This is a genomic window from Neorhizobium galegae (assembly GCF_017877055.1).
In the GTDB taxonomy this organism is placed as follows: domain Bacteria; phylum Pseudomonadota; class Alphaproteobacteria; order Rhizobiales; family Rhizobiaceae; genus Neorhizobium; species Neorhizobium galegae_D.
This window is the reverse complement of the sequence record NZ_JAGIPG010000002.1, coordinates 239,808-252,877: the sequence shown is the minus strand read 5'-3', so window position 1 is coordinate 252,877 and position 13,070 is coordinate 239,808. Positions and strand designations below refer to the sequence as shown.

Here is a 13,070-nt window from a genome sequence, read left to right as displayed (position 1 = left end):
CTACAGGCGGCCGCTCAGATAACGGTCGTACCAGGCATGTTTGCTTTCCGCCGAAGCGGTCGCAACCACGTAACCAATAGCAAAGCCGATTGCGCCGATCAGGGTGAACAGCGTCGTGGTGGCCGCGGGATGCTCGCGGATGGTGCCGGCCACCGAGCTCGCTTCATTCTGTACGTAATGCGCAGCGCTCCCGGCGCGCTCGGCGACCTTGTCATAGGCAGCGCCGGTCTTTTCGGCGAGCATCTCGCGCAGACTGGCGATCTCGGAACGAAGCGTCGCAATCTCGGTCCGGACGTTTTCGCTGGGTTCGTGGTCGAAAGAGGGCGTATCCGACTTCGCGGGCGTATTCAGGTTTCTGATGGGCTCTGCCATTACCGGCCTCCTTGAGTTGATCGAGAGATCGGTCAACTGCCGAAGGACTGATAGGTTCCTCGTTTAAAGCAGGAACCTATCGGCTTTTCGCCAGCGCCTCGGCCAGCGCCGCGAGCTTCTGCTTGTCGTCCGAGCCTTTTTGAAGGGAATTCACCAGGATCAGTGCGAGCGCCTCGGCATCGGGGCTCGCCTTATCGATCTGGTGTTCGGCGCAAGCCTGGTCAAAGACCTGCTGCAGCAAGCTGAGCTGGTCGGGGTTGACAGGATTTCTAACCATCTGTGTAGGCATATAACCCTCCCGATCATACGGTGCCCGACCGGCGGACCATCCCCCTCGCCCTGCCCTACAACGGCGGCTGGAGAAACTTACCAGCGGCCTTCTATTGCGACAGACTTGCGCCGGCCTTGTCGGCGCCCGAGGAACAAAAAGGTCTACAAGCCACAGGAGAGAGGATTTTGAGCCTTGGCTAATAAATTGACAATAACAATAATAAACGGGTGTAATATAAGGGTGGACCCGTACGGGTTACTACCTATACGGGTCCTTCGAGTGTCCAGAGACGAGGCATGAAGGTTCAACGACGGCTCATGCCATGCCCGCCGGATCGCCAGTCGGCATCAGAGCGGGATCGAGCGTCGGGTCCTGCGGGTTCTTGCTGTCGCCAGGATCCTGTGCAGGCGTCAATGGCGGCTTTTCCTGGGTGCGATCTGGAATTCCGCCTGCCGGTGTCGGCCCGCGCGGCTGAGGGCTCGGAGTCGGGATAGGATCTCGATTGGGCATGATAGCCTCCTTTTCCTGTCAGGGACCCAACGACTGTGGCCCGCCTCGGTTCCGAGGGAAGCGGGTATTCCGCCGAACCTTCATTCACTCCTAGCGATATCCGCGGCGGTCGCGGGAGGCGGAAGACATGCCGAGCATGTAACCTATCGCCAGGCCGAGCAGGCCGACGACGGCGATTGCCGAGCCGGTCGCGGCCGGATGGTCGACGGCGTGGGCAGCGACCATGCCTGCCTCGTCCTTGACACGGTGAACGGCAGATTTGGTGCGGGCGGTAACGCCTGTCTCTTCGGCGACATCACCGGTAAAGCCGGCGGCAAGAGGTTTTTTGGCCATTGGAGGTCTCCTTTTCGGAAACAACACCCAAGCGGAACGCAAAGTTCCGTCTCCGGCTCCTTATCTGAAGGGGCAGGCTATCGGAAGGAAACGAACCCGCACCGACGGGAAGCCGATGCGGGCAAAGCGATTATTCGGTGACTTTTGCCTGTCCTTCGGACCGCTTCAGCACGACGGCTTCCTCGCGCGGGTCCATTTTTGGAGCCGCGATGCTTGCCGTGGTGACTTCCTTGTCCACCTCGGCGGAAGCCGTGACATTGTGGCCGGCGCATTCCGCAAGAGCTGCGGTGGACGACAGGCCGAGCACGGCGGCGATGATGAGAACTATCTTCATGCCATTCTCCTTTCGCTGTGGTTGCAGTCGTCAAGGTAACCCGCAACATGATGAACCCGAAATCACGAATTCGCGTTTCGAGTTGCCATCATGCTGCCTGTTCGTCGCCTGCCGCGATCACATCAGCTTTGAAAGGGTTTCGCGGTTGACGAAAATATCCGTCTTCCCAGCCTCGTAGGCGGGATGGCTGAACTCCAGCATCCCCTTTTCGGGTATTTTCAGCGCCTGCTTGACAGTGACCAGCCCAACCGGAACACGCTGGTCGCCGTTGCGGACGACTGCCTCGACGATTTTGTGCATATCCTCCCCTCCTCCAAGGTGGAATCCGTCGTAACGCGGATCTTGCCTCCTTGTTCCATCAGGAATCGGATTTTTTTAAGGTCGAATACGGTCTCGGGCAGCTTTTGTGACATAGGCCAGCGCCCGGCCTTGCAGGACGTTGCGGCATTTCAATGAAGGTCCAACGGCAGTTGGATGCCTTTGGGAATATTCGGGCGTCGCTGGTTGGCGATCTGGATCTTCTGAAATGTTTCTTGCCGACGCTGCGCTTCAGCCTCGCGCAGAGCCTTCGATGCCGCTACTGCGGCCATGGCACGTTCGATCACCTGTTCGGTTCTGCTCATCAGCACCCTCCAAATGTTCTCTATTTGTTCTCATAAATGGAGATGGAAGTCAACCGGTTCAAGACGTATCGGCCGATAAACCATTCCTTTACGCCTCCTTAAATCGCCGCATTTAGAGTCCAGCCAAGGTTTGGGCGATCAGACATTCAGTAACAGCCTGTTTTGACAGGCGCGTAACGGGGGTATGCCGGCTCACCATGGCAGCCAGAGGCAGATCAGACAAACGCGTTGAACCATCCTTCGAAGGTTCGCGGCCGAGCGACGATTTCCGCCTCGACGCGGACGAACGGGTCGTGGGCAACGGCCGGTCCGGCAGACGCCCATCGAGAGCCGAAAGCGAAGACCGCGACGAACGGCCGGAACGCGCCCGCCCCTCCCGCAACAGGAAGGCTCCACCCCGCCGCCCGGGCGGCGGGTTCTTCGCGCCGTTGCGCAGGCTCGTGTACTGGTGTTTCGTCCTCGGCATCTGGGCCGGCATCGCCGTTGGCGGGCTGGTGCTCTATTACGGCGCAAAAATGCCGGCCGCCAGCACCTGGTCGATCCCTGGCCGGCCGCCGAACATGAAGATTACCGCGGTCGATGGCTCGGTCGTCGCCAATCGCGGCTCGACCGGCGGCGAGGCTCTGGCGCTGGAAGAAATGTCGCCCTACCTGCCGCAGGCGGTGATCGCCATCGAGGACCGGCGTTTCTATTCGCATTTCGGCGTCGATCCGTTCGGCCTGGCGCGCGCCTTCGTCAACAACCTGACGGGTCAGCCGATCCAGGGCGGCTCGACGATCACCCAGCAGCTCGCCAAGAACCTGTTCCTGTCGCCGGACCGCACGTTCGAGCGCAAGATCCAGGAAGTTCTGCTGTCCTTCTGGCTGGAGCACACGTTCACCAAGGACCAGATTCTGGCCATGTACCTGAACCGGGTGTTCTTCGGTTCGAATGCCTATGGCGTTGAGGCCGCCTCGCGGCGCTATTTCAACAAGTCCGCCCGAGACGTGAACCTCGGCGAGGCGGCGACGCTTGCCGGCCTTCTCAAGGCTCCGTCCCGCCTGTCGCCGGCGCGCGATCCGAAGGCGGCGGAAGCCCGCGCCCAGGTCGTGCTCGGCACGATGCGCGAGGAAGGTTATGTGACCGACAGCGACCTCAAGACCGCGATGTCGCAGCCGCCGACCAAGGCGAAGAGCTACTGGACCGGCGCCCAGCATTATGCCGCCGACATGGTCGTCGACGAGGTGAAGAGCCTGATCGGCGAACCGAAGGTCGACGTGACCGTCGAAACGACGCTCGACATGCGGCTTGAAGCCGCCGCCGAAAAGTCGCTGAACGACGTGCTCAAGAAGGAAGGCGGCAAGCTCAACGCCTCGCAGGCCGCCCTCGTCTCGGTCGACGCAACCGGCGCGATCCGGGCGCTGGTCGGCGGCCGCGATTATGCGACGAGCCAGTTCAACCGCGCCGTCAAGGCGAAGCGACAGCCGGGTTCGGCCTTCAAGCCCTTCGTTTATGCCGCAGCACTCGAAGCCGGCGCCCGGCCGGACTCGATGGTCAACGACGCACCGGTCAAGATCGGCAACTGGTCGCCGGAGAATTTCGACGAAAAATACCGCGGCCCCGTAACGCTCGCCTCGGCCTTCGCGCAGTCGCTGAATACGGTCGCCGCACAGCTCGTCATGCAGGTCGGGCCCGACAAGGTGGTAAGCCTCGCCCACCGACTGGGCATCGATTCCGATATCCAGGCGAATGCCTCGATCGCGCTCGGGACCTCGGAGGTGTCGCTGGTCGAGCTCACCTCGGCCTATGCCTCGTTCATGAACGGCGGCTACAAGGCGACGCCGCATATCGTCAAGCGCATCACCGATCCGGACGGCAAGGTGCTCTACGAGGCCGATTACGCCAACCCGCCGCGCGTGCTCAGCGAACCCATAGCCGCGACGATGAACGGCATGATGAACCGCGTCATCAACGAGGGCACCGGCAAGGCCGCGAAGGTCGATGGCTGGCAGGCGGCCGGCAAGTCGGGCACCACCCAGTCGTTCCGCGATGCGCTGTTCGTCGGTTATACCAGCATCATGACAACCGGCATCTGGTTCGGCAACGACGACGGCGCCTTCATGAAAAAGGTGACCGGCGGCGGACTTCCGGCAAAGGCCTGGAAGGAATACATGACGGCGGCGATGAAGGGTTATACGCCGACGCCGCTGTTCGGCACCGGCCGCGGCCTCGACCTGCCGCCGCCTGCCGCGCCCCAGCCGGACTCGCCGTCGACGACGATCGGCGATATCATTTCCGGCATCCTGCCCGGTGGCCGCCGAACCCAGGACGAACTCCCGGCCGACTACCCGCCGGCGCCGCGCCCCCCCGCCCAGGATTCCGCCTCGATCGAACGGGAACCCGCCCGCGTGCGGCCCGTCTATGGCGACAACCAGGGATACGACAACAGGGACAACAGACAGACTTACGACAACAGGCCAGTCTATGGCGACCGCGGCCGCCGTGGCGATGTAATACCGCCGGGCGACGTCCCGGTCCGTGATTATCGCCAGTATCGCGGCCCTTACGATTCGCCCGCTCCGGTCCCGCCGGGGGCCATCGGCAGCGGCCCCGTTCCGCCCGGCGATGTCGGCGTTGCGGGCTCCAGAGACCAGCCCAGGCAGACCACGCTTTTCGACCTGATCATGGGGCAGTGAAGCGTATTCACAGTATTGCTCGGCAAACTGTTCTTTTTGCTCGGATCCGGGCGATTTCTCGCCTTGCAGTCCTAAAAACCCGTCCTTATATACGCCGCATGACCGCAGCCGATGCTGCGTACCATCCCAGTCGAGGAACTGTCAGTGGAATGCCTTTGAGGGGTTCCGATGGTTCGCTTAAAGGAGAGAGAAGAAAATGGCAAAAGTAATTGGCATCGACCTCGGAACCACCAACTCCTGCGTCGCCATCATGGACGGCAAAGATGCGAAGGTGATCGAGAACGCCGAAGGCGCGCGTACCACGCCCTCCATGGTCGCATTTTCCGATGACGGCGAACGCCTCGTCGGCCAGCCGGCCAAGCGCCAGGCAGTCACCAACCCCACCAATACTCTCTTCGCCGTGAAGCGCCTGATCGGCCGCCGCTACGAAGATCCGACGGTTGAAAAAGACAAGGGCCTCGTCCCCTTCGATATCGTCAAGGGCGACAATGGCGATGCATGGGTCAAGGCCCAGGGCAAGAACTATTCCCCCGCACAGGTTTCCGCGATGATCCTTCAGAAGATGAAGGAAACCGCTGAATCCTACCTCGGTGAAAAGGTCGAAAAGGCCGTCATCACTGTTCCGGCCTACTTCAACGACGCGCAGCGCCAGGCAACCAAGGATGCCGGCCGCATTGCAGGTCTCGAAGTGCTGCGCATCATCAACGAGCCGACGGCAGCCGCTCTCGCCTATGGCCTCGACAAGAAGGACGGCAAGACGATCGCCGTCTACGACCTTGGCGGCGGTACGTTCGACATCTCGGTCCTCGAAATCGGCGATGGTGTCTTCGAAGTGAAGTCCACCAACGGCGACACCTTCCTCGGCGGTGAAGACTTCGACATGCGTCTCGTCGAATATCTTGCCAACGAGTTCAAGAAGGACCAGGGCATCGACCTGAAGAACGACAAGCTCGCTCTGCAGCGCCTCAAGGAAGCTGCCGAAAAGGCCAAGATCGAACTCTCGTCCTCGCAGCAGACCGAGATCAACCTGCCGTTCATCACCGCCGACGCTTCGGGTCCGAAGCACCTGACGCTGAAGCTGACCCGCGCCAAGTTCGAAAGCCTGGTCGACGATCTCGTCCAGCGCACGATCGCACCGTGCAAGGCAGCCCTCAAGGATGCCGGCGTCACCGCGGCCGAAATCGACGAAGTGGTTCTCGTCGGCGGCATGAGCCGCATGCCGAAGGTCCAGGAAGTCGTCAAGCAGCTGTTCGGCAAGGAGCCGCACAAGGGCGTCAACCCGGATGAAGTCGTCGCTCTCGGCGCCGCCATCCAGGCCGGCGTTCTGCAGGGCGACGTCAAGGACGTCCTGCTCCTCGACGTGACCCCGCTGTCGCTCGGCATCGAAACGCTCGGTGGCGTCTTCACCCGCCTGATCGACCGCAACACGACGATCCCGACCAAGAAGAGCCAGACTTTCTCGACCGCCGAAGACAACCAGCAGGCCGTGACGATCCGCGTATCGCAGGGCGAGCGCGAAATGGCTGCGGACAACAAGCTGCTCGGCCAGTTCGACCTCGTCGGCCTGCCGCCGTCGCCGCGCGGCATGCCGCAGATCGAAGTCACCTTCGACATCGACGCCAACGGCATCGTGCAGGTTTCGGCCAAGGACAAGGGCACCGGCAAGGAACAGCAGATCCGCATCCAGGCTTCCGGCGGCCTCTCCGACGCCGAGATCGAGAAGATGGTCAAGGACGCCGAGGTCAATGCCGAAGCCGACAAGAAGCGTCGTGCCGGCGTCGAAGCCAAGAACCAGGCCGAAAGCCTTGTCCACTCGACGGAAAAGTCGGTGAAGGAATATGGCGACAAGGTTTCCGAGACCGACCGCAAGGCGATCGAGGATGCGATCGCTTCGCTGAAGACCGCCATCGAAGCCTCCGAACCGGATGCCGATGACATCCAGGCGAAGACGCAGACCCTGATGGAAGTGTCGATGAAGCTTGGTCAGGCCATCTACGAGGCCCAGCAGGCCGAAGGCGGCGAAGGCTCCGAGGGCGGCAAGGACGATATCGTCGATGCCGACTACGAGGAAGTCAAGGACGACAAGAAGTCCGCCTGATCCGCCGGTTGCCTGATGGCCAGACCTCGACCATAGTTGACTAGAGTATCCGGCTGCCTTCGTGCAGCCGGAATCCTTTCCGGAGCCGGTTACCTCCATGGCAAAAGCAGACTTTTACGAAACGCTGGGTGTCGGCAAGACCGCCGACGAGAAGGAGCTGAAAAGCGCCTTCCGTAAGCTCGCGATGAAATATCATCCCGACAAGAATCCGGGCGACGCAGAAGCCGAAAAGAAGTTCAAGGAGATCGGCGAGGCCTACGAGACCTTGAAGGATCCCCAGAAGCGTGCGGCCTACGACCGCTTCGGCCATGCCGCCTTCGAACATGGCGGAATGGGCGGCGGTGGCGGCGGCTTCTCAGGCGCGGGCGCCGGTGGCTTCTCCGATATCTTCGAAGACATCTTTGGCGAAATGATGGGCGGCGGGCGTGCCCGGCGTTCGTCCGGCGGACGCGAACGCGGCGCCGATCTTCGCTACAATATGGAAATCACGCTGGAAGAAGCGTTTGCCGGCAAGACGGCGCAGATCCGGGTTCCGACCTCGATCACCTGCGACGTCTGTTCCGGTTCGGGTGCCAAGCCCGGCACGCAGCCGAAGACCTGCGGCACCTGCCAAGGTTCGGGCCGCGTGCGCGCATCCCAGGGTTTCTTCTCGGTCGAGCGCACCTGCCCGACCTGTCACGGCCGCGGCCAGACGATCACCGATCCCTGCTCCAAGTGCCACGGCCAGGGCCGCGTCACCGAAGAGCGGTCGCTGTCGGTCAACATCCCGGCCGGCATCGAGGACGGCACCCGCATCCGCCTGCAGGGCGAAGGCGAGGCCGGCACGCGCGGCGGGCCTGCGGGAGACCTCTACATCTTCCTGTCGGTGAAGCCGCACCAGTTCTTCCAGCGCGACGGCGCCGACCTCTATTGCGCCGTGCCGATTTCCATGACGACGGCCGCCCTCGGCGGCACGTTCGACGTGGCGACGCTTGACGGAACCAAGTCCCGCGTGACGGTGCCGGAAGGCACGCAGCCGGGCAAGCAGTTCCGCCTGAAGGGCAAGGGCATGCCGGTATTGCGATCCAGCCAGACGGGCGATCTCTACATCCAGATCCAAATCGAGACGCCGCAGAAGCTCACCAAGCGGCAGCGCGAACTGCTGCAGGAATTCGAGGAACTGTCCTCGAAGGAGAACAATCCGGAATCGACGGGCTTCTTCGCCCGGATGAAGGAATTCTTCGACAGCTGAATTCTGGAGCCCAAACTTTAAAGCCGTCCGCAACAGATCGTTGCGGGCGGCTTTTTCATTGGCGCCTTGTAACCGACAAGCGCTTCAGGCTTCTGGCGGTTTTCGCGGACGGACCCGGCCCGGGTTGACGACCTAATCATGCTCAGCGAGAACGCGGCCAACCGTGGAGGGGTGGACCTCGAACAGGCGGGCCGACCTCGGATGCGCTCATTGACATTGGTCGGCCTTCGCCATTTGTCTTCGTATTGCGCTCAGCCGAGTTCTTGGGCGAGCCCGATGAGAAGCTCTTCGGGCCCGCGGATGTAGCAGAGCCGATACGCGTCTTCATACCGGACGACTTCGCCCACGAGCTGCGCGCCGCGTGTACGGAGCCTTTCAAGCGTCTCGTCGATGTCGTCAACGGTGAACATGACGCGGAGGTAACCCAGAGCGTTGACCGGGGCGTTCCGGTGATCTGCGACAACAGGCGGCGTGAGGAAGCGGGAGAGCTCTAACCGGCTGTGGCCGTCGGGTGTGCGCATCATGGCAATCTCGACATGCTGATCGCCCAGTCCGGTGATACGTCCGGCCCATTCTCCTTCGATCGTAGCCCGCCCTTCGAGCTCGAGGCCGAGTTCGCGAAAGAAATCAATCGCCCGTCCGAGGTCTTCAACGACGATCCCTACGTTGTCCATCCGCTTGAGCGCCATGTTTCCAATCTCCAAGTGTCGCTTCATTCGACAAGGCGTCGCCTCGTCCAACAAAGGACGTCCGAGGCACCCCAATACCGACAGCCATCCACACGCAATTTGCTGCTGTCCACATCGGAAGTTTGAACTCGCTCCCCTATTTCAAACGGTCCCTCAGAACGTATCGCGGCCGCCGCTGCGCGGATCGGTCACCATATGCGGCTCATAGATGCCGGCCCGTGCCCTTCGCCTCCAGGGGCGGGCGATCTCTCCCGGATTGTGGTCGATATCGACGATCGCAAGCGAGGGCGTCGCATCGGCCCGGCATTGGGCCACCCATTCGCCGCTCGGGGCGGCGATCCCCGAAGGCGGCATGAAGCCGGGATAGGCGAGCACTGAGAAACTCACCCAGTATCTGTTGCTCGCCGCATGTCCCAGCGCCTCGGCCGCGAAGGCGGGCGTTGCGCCGGTGGTCGAGAACAGGACGCAATCGACGTCGACCTGCTCGTATTCCCTGAAGATCTCGGGAAAGTGCGCCTCCATGCCGAGCGAGCAGCCAAAGCGGACGCCATCGACCTCGAAGATCACCGGGCTCGAACCCGGCGTGTACATGAACGAGATCTTGGTGTTCGACAGCAGTCGCTCGTCGTAGCGCGTCACCAGCTCTCCCCGGTCGGAGATGACATAGAGGCTGTTATGCGGCCGATGCGGCTCAGTGAGCCGGTGCACCGAGCCGATCACTGCAAAGAGCCCGAGCTCGCCGGCCAGTGCCCTAGTGGCATCCAGTTCTTCGCGCAGGACGGTCCATTCGAACCGGCTCCAGTCGGACGGCCCGACCGGATCGCGGCCGGTCGAGGACATGATGCGCTTGTTGGGAGAGCAGGTCGCACCTTCGGGAAAGTGGATCACCCTCACGCTCGCCTCTCGCGCCTCGCGCATCAGGCGCCGTATCTCCTCGCCGCTTGCACGAAACTCGGCTGCGCTGCGGGGATCGACATGGGGATTGGTCTGCGCCACCGCCAGCCGCACCGATCTGGCCTGCGGCCCCGGATCGCCCGGGGCACTTTCGCGGATGTGGCTGAGGGCTGCGGTATAGGATTCGCCCGTCTTTGCGGCACGGGCACGGACACGGCGTTTGAAATTTCCGATCTGGGTCATCTTGAGCCTTTCACGTCCCGGACGGAGTTCCCCAGCAACCACATCCGAAACGGTCGGACCAAGATAGCGACCCGAGACTGAAGTCCCTTTGCCTCCGTTTCAGGACCATGCTGGGGAAGGTCCGGGGAGGTTCGGCGTAGGTCACGCAGGGGCCAAGATGCCGAGCCGGCCTTGATTCGTCAACTCGGCTTGGGCCGTCTATTTCAGGCCAGCGACTGGGTCGACGCGCTAGCGAGGATCATCGCGAAGAGGAGGAGGCAGGTGGCGGCGAGGCGGCGCACGACGATCGGTTTCACTTCGAAACGCTCGGTCCGCCGCATCAGGCTGCCGAAGGCGATCCAGCCATTGGCGGCCAGCAGCACCAGCCCGGCAAACAGCGCAAGCCAGGGCACAAGTTCGGTGAAGCCGCCGTGCGGCATGATGACGAGCGCGACAATCAGGGCCTTGGGGTTCAGCACGGTGGTAACGAAAACCTGCCGGACGGAAACTTCCATCGCGTCCTTCGCCTGCCTTTCGGACATCCAAAGACGATAACCGAGATAAAGCACCCAGACGCCCGCCGCGAGTTTCGTCCAGACCAGCGCCTGCGGATAGGCATCGAAGAAAGGCGCCGCAAGCGTCGCTGCCGGCACGATCACCAGCAGGTAGCCGCCGAGTTCCCCGCCGATCAGCGGCAGGGCCTTCAGCCAACCCCCCACATATCCACCAAGTGCCATCAGCGTATTGGTCGGCCCCGGCGTGCATAGAAGCAAGAGGATGGCGAGGGTGAATTCCGGAAAGGTCATGCAACTGCCTGTCGAAGTGACCGGGATGGTCCGGCCCCTTCCTCTCTATCAGCATTTTCGGCATGCCGATTGACGGCCGTCAAACCGGCTTATCTTGTTGGCGAAGGCATGCGGGCCACGAACCACCCGAAATATTTCTGGATTGCCGGCGAGACGACAAATACGATCGACAGCACCATGATCGGCGCGATCAGGATCGTTCGGTGCCACACCGCCCAGCCTTCGGTGAGCGGCGCAAGGATGTAGAGAAGCACCGTGATCAAGGGATAGACGGCAAGGATCATGACGAGCGCGAGACGCGCCTTCGAAGGATTGATGCGGGCGGGCGTGGGCTGCAATTGCGCCTCCTGGGCTTGATTTCTGCTATCGGGATTGAGGGTTAAAGTTGTTGTGGTCATTATATCCTTTATAGAAACGGTTCGTTTCCATGAAAGATACATAACGAAACGTTCCGTTTCGTTCAAGTGAGACTCTTGCATGTCGATTGAAATTTTTCTTGGGAGGTCCGCGTGACGACGAAAAGGGCTGCGGAAACCCGCCGCACGTCGATCGGCGCGCAACGTAATCCCGCCAGTCAGGACGCCATTCTCCAGGCCGCGGAGGAAATCCTCGTCGAGGGCGGGCTGGGATCATTTTCGATCGAGGCCGTGGCCAGGCGCGCCCATGCGGGCAAGCCGACGATTTATCGGTGGTGGCCCACTCGCGCGATCCTGCTTCTGGATGTCTACCATCGCCAGAAATTCGTCGATATCGCACCGGATACCGGCGCGATCGAGACGGATATTTTCCAGCTCCTGAACGACTTGCTCGAGTTCTGGAACACCGGCCATGGGGGCGCGGTTTTCCGTTCCGTCATTGCCGAGGCCCAGACCGATCCGGCGGCCAGCAAGGCGCTCGCGGCCTACATGGCCGAGCGTTACCAGCAGGGGGGCGAGATATTCCGCCGGGCAAAGGCCCGAGGCGAAGTGGTCGATTGGGTTGTCCCGGAGCTCGCCATGGAGATCATAACGAGCTTTGTGTGGAAACGGCTGCTCACCGACCGGCTGGATATTGCGCCGGAACAGCTCCGCCTCGTGGTTCGGCACCTCGTCCAGGGCCTGAAGGTCCCGTAGGCCTCCGGCCATCCGCCCGGCCACACCCAATCGACCAAGGGATATGTCGCGCTCAAACAGCGCATGCCCCGCGCTGCCCGAGGGGTGGCCGGACTGTCAATAATGCGGCGGCCTGGTGATAGAAGGCGCTTCCAGCGAGGATTCCTCCAGCGACAGGAACCGCTCGGTCAGCCGGTCGAGCTTGGCGCGCGTCTGTTCCATCACCTTCCATTGCTCGGCGAGCTGGTCGGACAATTCCTCGATCACCTTTGTCTGGTAGGCAGCAAGCTCCTCGAGCTTGACCAGTCTTTCCTCGTCACTCACCGCCGGTTTCCTCTGCTGCTTTCTCTGCCTTCCAGGCCCGCACCTTATCCGGCATGCCGTCATGGGGACCGAGCGGCCGCTCCGGCACGTCCTCCCACCAGTCGCTGCGCGTCTCGCGCCATTCGAGGTGTTTGGGATAATAGAGGCGGTTCTCCTGCTTGTTCGCCTCGCCGACCACGAGCAGGCGAACCTCCGCGTCCGTGTTGTTGATGAACGTATGCGCCAGCCCGGTTCCCGCGGGAAACCCGACGGAATCGCCGGGCTTCAGCCGGTGGAGTTCGCCGTCCAGCCAAACGTCCGGCGTGCCCTCGATCACATGGACAAACTCCTCTTCGTCGCTCTCGGCGTGTGGAAAGGAGGTGCGGCGGCCAGGCGGCAGGCGCTCGTGATGGATGCCGAGCCGCGTCAGCCCGAAATGCCGGCCGAACGCAGCGCCGATCGACATCAGCTCGTCGTCGCCGCGATAGGTACGCGTATCGGGCCTTTCGATTTCGCTCCAGTGGGTAATGCAGGAAGGGCGGTTTGGGTCGGTCATCTGCTGCTCCTTGGAAAGCGGAGCAACATTAGCCGACCGGAACCGACCGGTCCATGTTTCGG

At 62.1% G+C, this 13,070-nt stretch carries 17 protein-coding genes; 4 read left to right on the top strand and 13 right to left on the bottom strand.

Annotated features, from left to right (window positions below):
* The 7 genes from J2857_RS11470 to J2857_RS11440 form a co-directional block, all read right to left on the bottom strand.
* A complete protein-coding gene (locus tag J2857_RS11470) occupies window positions 1-372 on the bottom strand; it encodes a hypothetical protein (protein ID WP_210010324.1) in 372 nt (123 codons plus the stop codon).
* A gap of 76 nt (window positions 373-448) precedes the next feature.
* The gene (locus tag J2857_RS11465; RefSeq protein WP_046638097.1) at window positions 449-661 is read right to left on the bottom strand and encodes a hypothetical protein; all 213 of its coding nucleotides are present in this window, start codon (window positions 659-661) and stop codon (window positions 449-451) included.
* 297 nt (window positions 662-958) lie between these two features.
* The gene (locus tag J2857_RS11460; protein ID WP_210010323.1) at window positions 959-1,153 is read right to left on the bottom strand and encodes a hypothetical protein; all 195 of its coding nucleotides are present in this window, start codon (window positions 1,151-1,153) and stop codon (window positions 959-961) included.
* 90 nt (window positions 1,154-1,243) lie between these two features.
* Complete coding sequence (locus J2857_RS11455) at window positions 1,244-1,486, bottom strand: hypothetical protein (protein ID WP_210010322.1); 243 nt, start codon at window positions 1,484-1,486, stop codon at window positions 1,244-1,246.
* 130 nt (window positions 1,487-1,616) lie between these two features.
* On the bottom strand, window positions 1,617-1,820 hold the full coding sequence (locus J2857_RS11450; RefSeq protein WP_210010321.1) for a hypothetical protein: 204 nt from the start codon (window positions 1,818-1,820) through the stop codon (window positions 1,617-1,619).
* 117 nt (window positions 1,821-1,937) lie between these two features.
* Window positions 1,938-2,120 (bottom strand): hypothetical protein, encoded by a 183-nt coding sequence (locus J2857_RS11445; RefSeq protein WP_210010320.1) that lies wholly within the window; start codon window positions 2,118-2,120, stop codon window positions 1,938-1,940.
* Between the two features lie 149 nt (window positions 2,121-2,269).
* Window positions 2,270-2,443: a hypothetical protein gene (locus J2857_RS11440; RefSeq protein ID WP_210010319.1), complete on the bottom strand. Its 174-nt coding sequence runs from the start codon at window positions 2,441-2,443 to the stop codon at window positions 2,270-2,272.
* A gap of 197 nt (window positions 2,444-2,640) precedes the next feature.
* On the opposite strand from J2857_RS11440, the gene J2857_RS11435 reads away from it, so the two are divergent.
* From J2857_RS11435 to dnaJ, 3 genes are all read left to right on the top strand, one after another.
* Complete coding sequence (locus tag J2857_RS11435; RefSeq protein ID WP_210010318.1) at window positions 2,641-5,118, top strand: transglycosylase domain-containing protein; 2,478 nt, start codon at window positions 2,641-2,643, stop codon at window positions 5,116-5,118.
* Between the two features lie 196 nt (window positions 5,119-5,314).
* Window positions 5,315-7,216: a molecular chaperone DnaK gene (gene dnaK, locus J2857_RS11430; protein WP_210010317.1), complete on the top strand. Its 1,902-nt coding sequence runs from the start codon at window positions 5,315-5,317 to the stop codon at window positions 7,214-7,216.
* A 97-nt stretch (window positions 7,217-7,313) separates the two neighbouring features.
* Window positions 7,314-8,447: a molecular chaperone DnaJ gene (gene dnaJ, locus J2857_RS11425; protein WP_210010316.1), complete on the top strand. Its 1,134-nt coding sequence runs from the start codon at window positions 7,314-7,316 to the stop codon at window positions 8,445-8,447.
* A 251-nt stretch (window positions 8,448-8,698) separates the two neighbouring features.
* Here dnaJ and J2857_RS11420 read toward each other — a convergent pair whose 3' ends face one another.
* The 4 genes from J2857_RS11420 to J2857_RS11405 all read right to left on the bottom strand — a co-directional run bounded on the left by J2857_RS11420 (window position 8,699) and on the right by J2857_RS11405 (window position 11,396).
* Window positions 8,699-9,136, bottom strand: coding sequence for a VOC family protein (locus J2857_RS11420; RefSeq protein WP_210010315.1), 438 nt, complete (start codon window positions 9,134-9,136; stop codon window positions 8,699-8,701).
* Between the two features lie 153 nt (window positions 9,137-9,289).
* On the bottom strand, window positions 9,290-10,273 hold the full coding sequence (locus tag J2857_RS11415; protein ID WP_210010314.1) for a carbon-nitrogen hydrolase family protein: 984 nt from the start codon (window positions 10,271-10,273) through the stop codon (window positions 9,290-9,292).
* 203 nt (window positions 10,274-10,476) lie between these two features.
* On the bottom strand, window positions 10,477-11,058 hold the full coding sequence (locus J2857_RS11410) for a LysE family translocator (protein WP_210010313.1): 582 nt from the start codon (window positions 11,056-11,058) through the stop codon (window positions 10,477-10,479).
* An 89-nt stretch (window positions 11,059-11,147) separates the two neighbouring features.
* A complete protein-coding gene (locus J2857_RS11405; RefSeq protein ID WP_210010312.1) occupies window positions 11,148-11,396 on the bottom strand; it encodes a hypothetical protein in 249 nt (82 codons plus the stop codon).
* Window positions 11,397-11,567: 171 nt separating this feature from the next.
* Between J2857_RS11405 and J2857_RS11400 the strand changes: the two genes are divergently transcribed.
* The gene (locus tag J2857_RS11400) at window positions 11,568-12,170 is read left to right on the top strand and encodes a TetR/AcrR family transcriptional regulator (RefSeq protein WP_210010311.1); all 603 of its coding nucleotides are present in this window, start codon (window positions 11,568-11,570) and stop codon (window positions 12,168-12,170) included.
* Window positions 12,171-12,266: 96 nt separating this feature from the next.
* Here the strand turns inward: J2857_RS11400 and J2857_RS11395 are convergent, their stop codons facing one another.
* Both J2857_RS11395 and J2857_RS11390 read right to left on the bottom strand, forming a co-directional pair.
* The gene (locus J2857_RS11395; protein WP_037079978.1) at window positions 12,267-12,473 is read right to left on the bottom strand and encodes a SlyX family protein; all 207 of its coding nucleotides are present in this window, start codon (window positions 12,471-12,473) and stop codon (window positions 12,267-12,269) included.
* Window positions 12,466-13,008 (bottom strand): cupin domain-containing protein, encoded by a 543-nt coding sequence (locus J2857_RS11390; protein ID WP_210010310.1) that lies wholly within the window; start codon window positions 13,006-13,008, stop codon window positions 12,466-12,468. Before J2857_RS11390 ends, J2857_RS11395 begins: the two co-directional genes overlap by 8 nt.
* Window positions 13,009-13,070: the final 62 nt, after the last annotated feature.

What these genes read in the sequence shown, in the direction of transcription:
- J2857_RS11470 (WP_210010324.1), bottom strand. Translation starts at nt 372, where the DNA reads ATGGCAGAGCCCATCAGAAACCTGAATACGCCCGCGAAGTCGGATACG.
- J2857_RS11465 (WP_046638097.1), bottom strand. Translation starts at nt 661, where the DNA reads ATGCCTACACAGATGGTTAGAAATCCTGTCAACCCCGACCAGCTCAGC.
- J2857_RS11460 (WP_210010323.1), bottom strand. Translation starts at nt 1,153, where the DNA reads ATGCCCAATCGAGATCCTATCCCGACTCCGAGCCCTCAGCCGCGCGGG.
- J2857_RS11455 (WP_210010322.1), bottom strand. Translation starts at nt 1,486, where the DNA reads ATGGCCAAAAAACCTCTTGCCGCCGGCTTTACCGGTGATGTCGCCGAA.
- J2857_RS11450 (WP_210010321.1), bottom strand. Translation starts at nt 1,820, where the DNA reads ATGAAGATAGTTCTCATCATCGCCGCCGTGCTCGGCCTGTCGTCCACC.
- J2857_RS11445 (WP_210010320.1), bottom strand. Translation starts at nt 2,120, where the DNA reads ATGCACAAAATCGTCGAGGCAGTCGTCCGCAACGGCGACCAGCGTGTT.
- J2857_RS11440 (WP_210010319.1), bottom strand. Translation starts at nt 2,443, where the DNA reads ATGAGCAGAACCGAACAGGTGATCGAACGTGCCATGGCCGCAGTAGCG.
- J2857_RS11435 (WP_210010318.1), top strand. Translation starts at nt 2,641, where the DNA reads ATGGCAGCCAGAGGCAGATCAGACAAACGCGTTGAACCATCCTTCGAA.
- dnaK (WP_210010317.1), top strand. Translation starts at nt 5,315, where the DNA reads ATGGCAAAAGTAATTGGCATCGACCTCGGAACCACCAACTCCTGCGTC.
- dnaJ (WP_210010316.1), top strand. Translation starts at nt 7,314, where the DNA reads ATGGCAAAAGCAGACTTTTACGAAACGCTGGGTGTCGGCAAGACCGCC.
- J2857_RS11420 (WP_210010315.1), bottom strand. Translation starts at nt 9,136, where the DNA reads ATGGCGCTCAAGCGGATGGACAACGTAGGGATCGTCGTTGAAGACCTC.
- J2857_RS11415 (WP_210010314.1), bottom strand. Translation starts at nt 10,273, where the DNA reads ATGACCCAGATCGGAAATTTCAAACGCCGTGTCCGTGCCCGTGCCGCA.
- J2857_RS11410 (WP_210010313.1), bottom strand. Translation starts at nt 11,058, where the DNA reads ATGACCTTTCCGGAATTCACCCTCGCCATCCTCTTGCTTCTATGCACG.
- J2857_RS11390 (WP_210010310.1), bottom strand. Translation starts at nt 13,008, where the DNA reads ATGACCGACCCAAACCGCCCTTCCTGCATTACCCACTGGAGCGAAATC.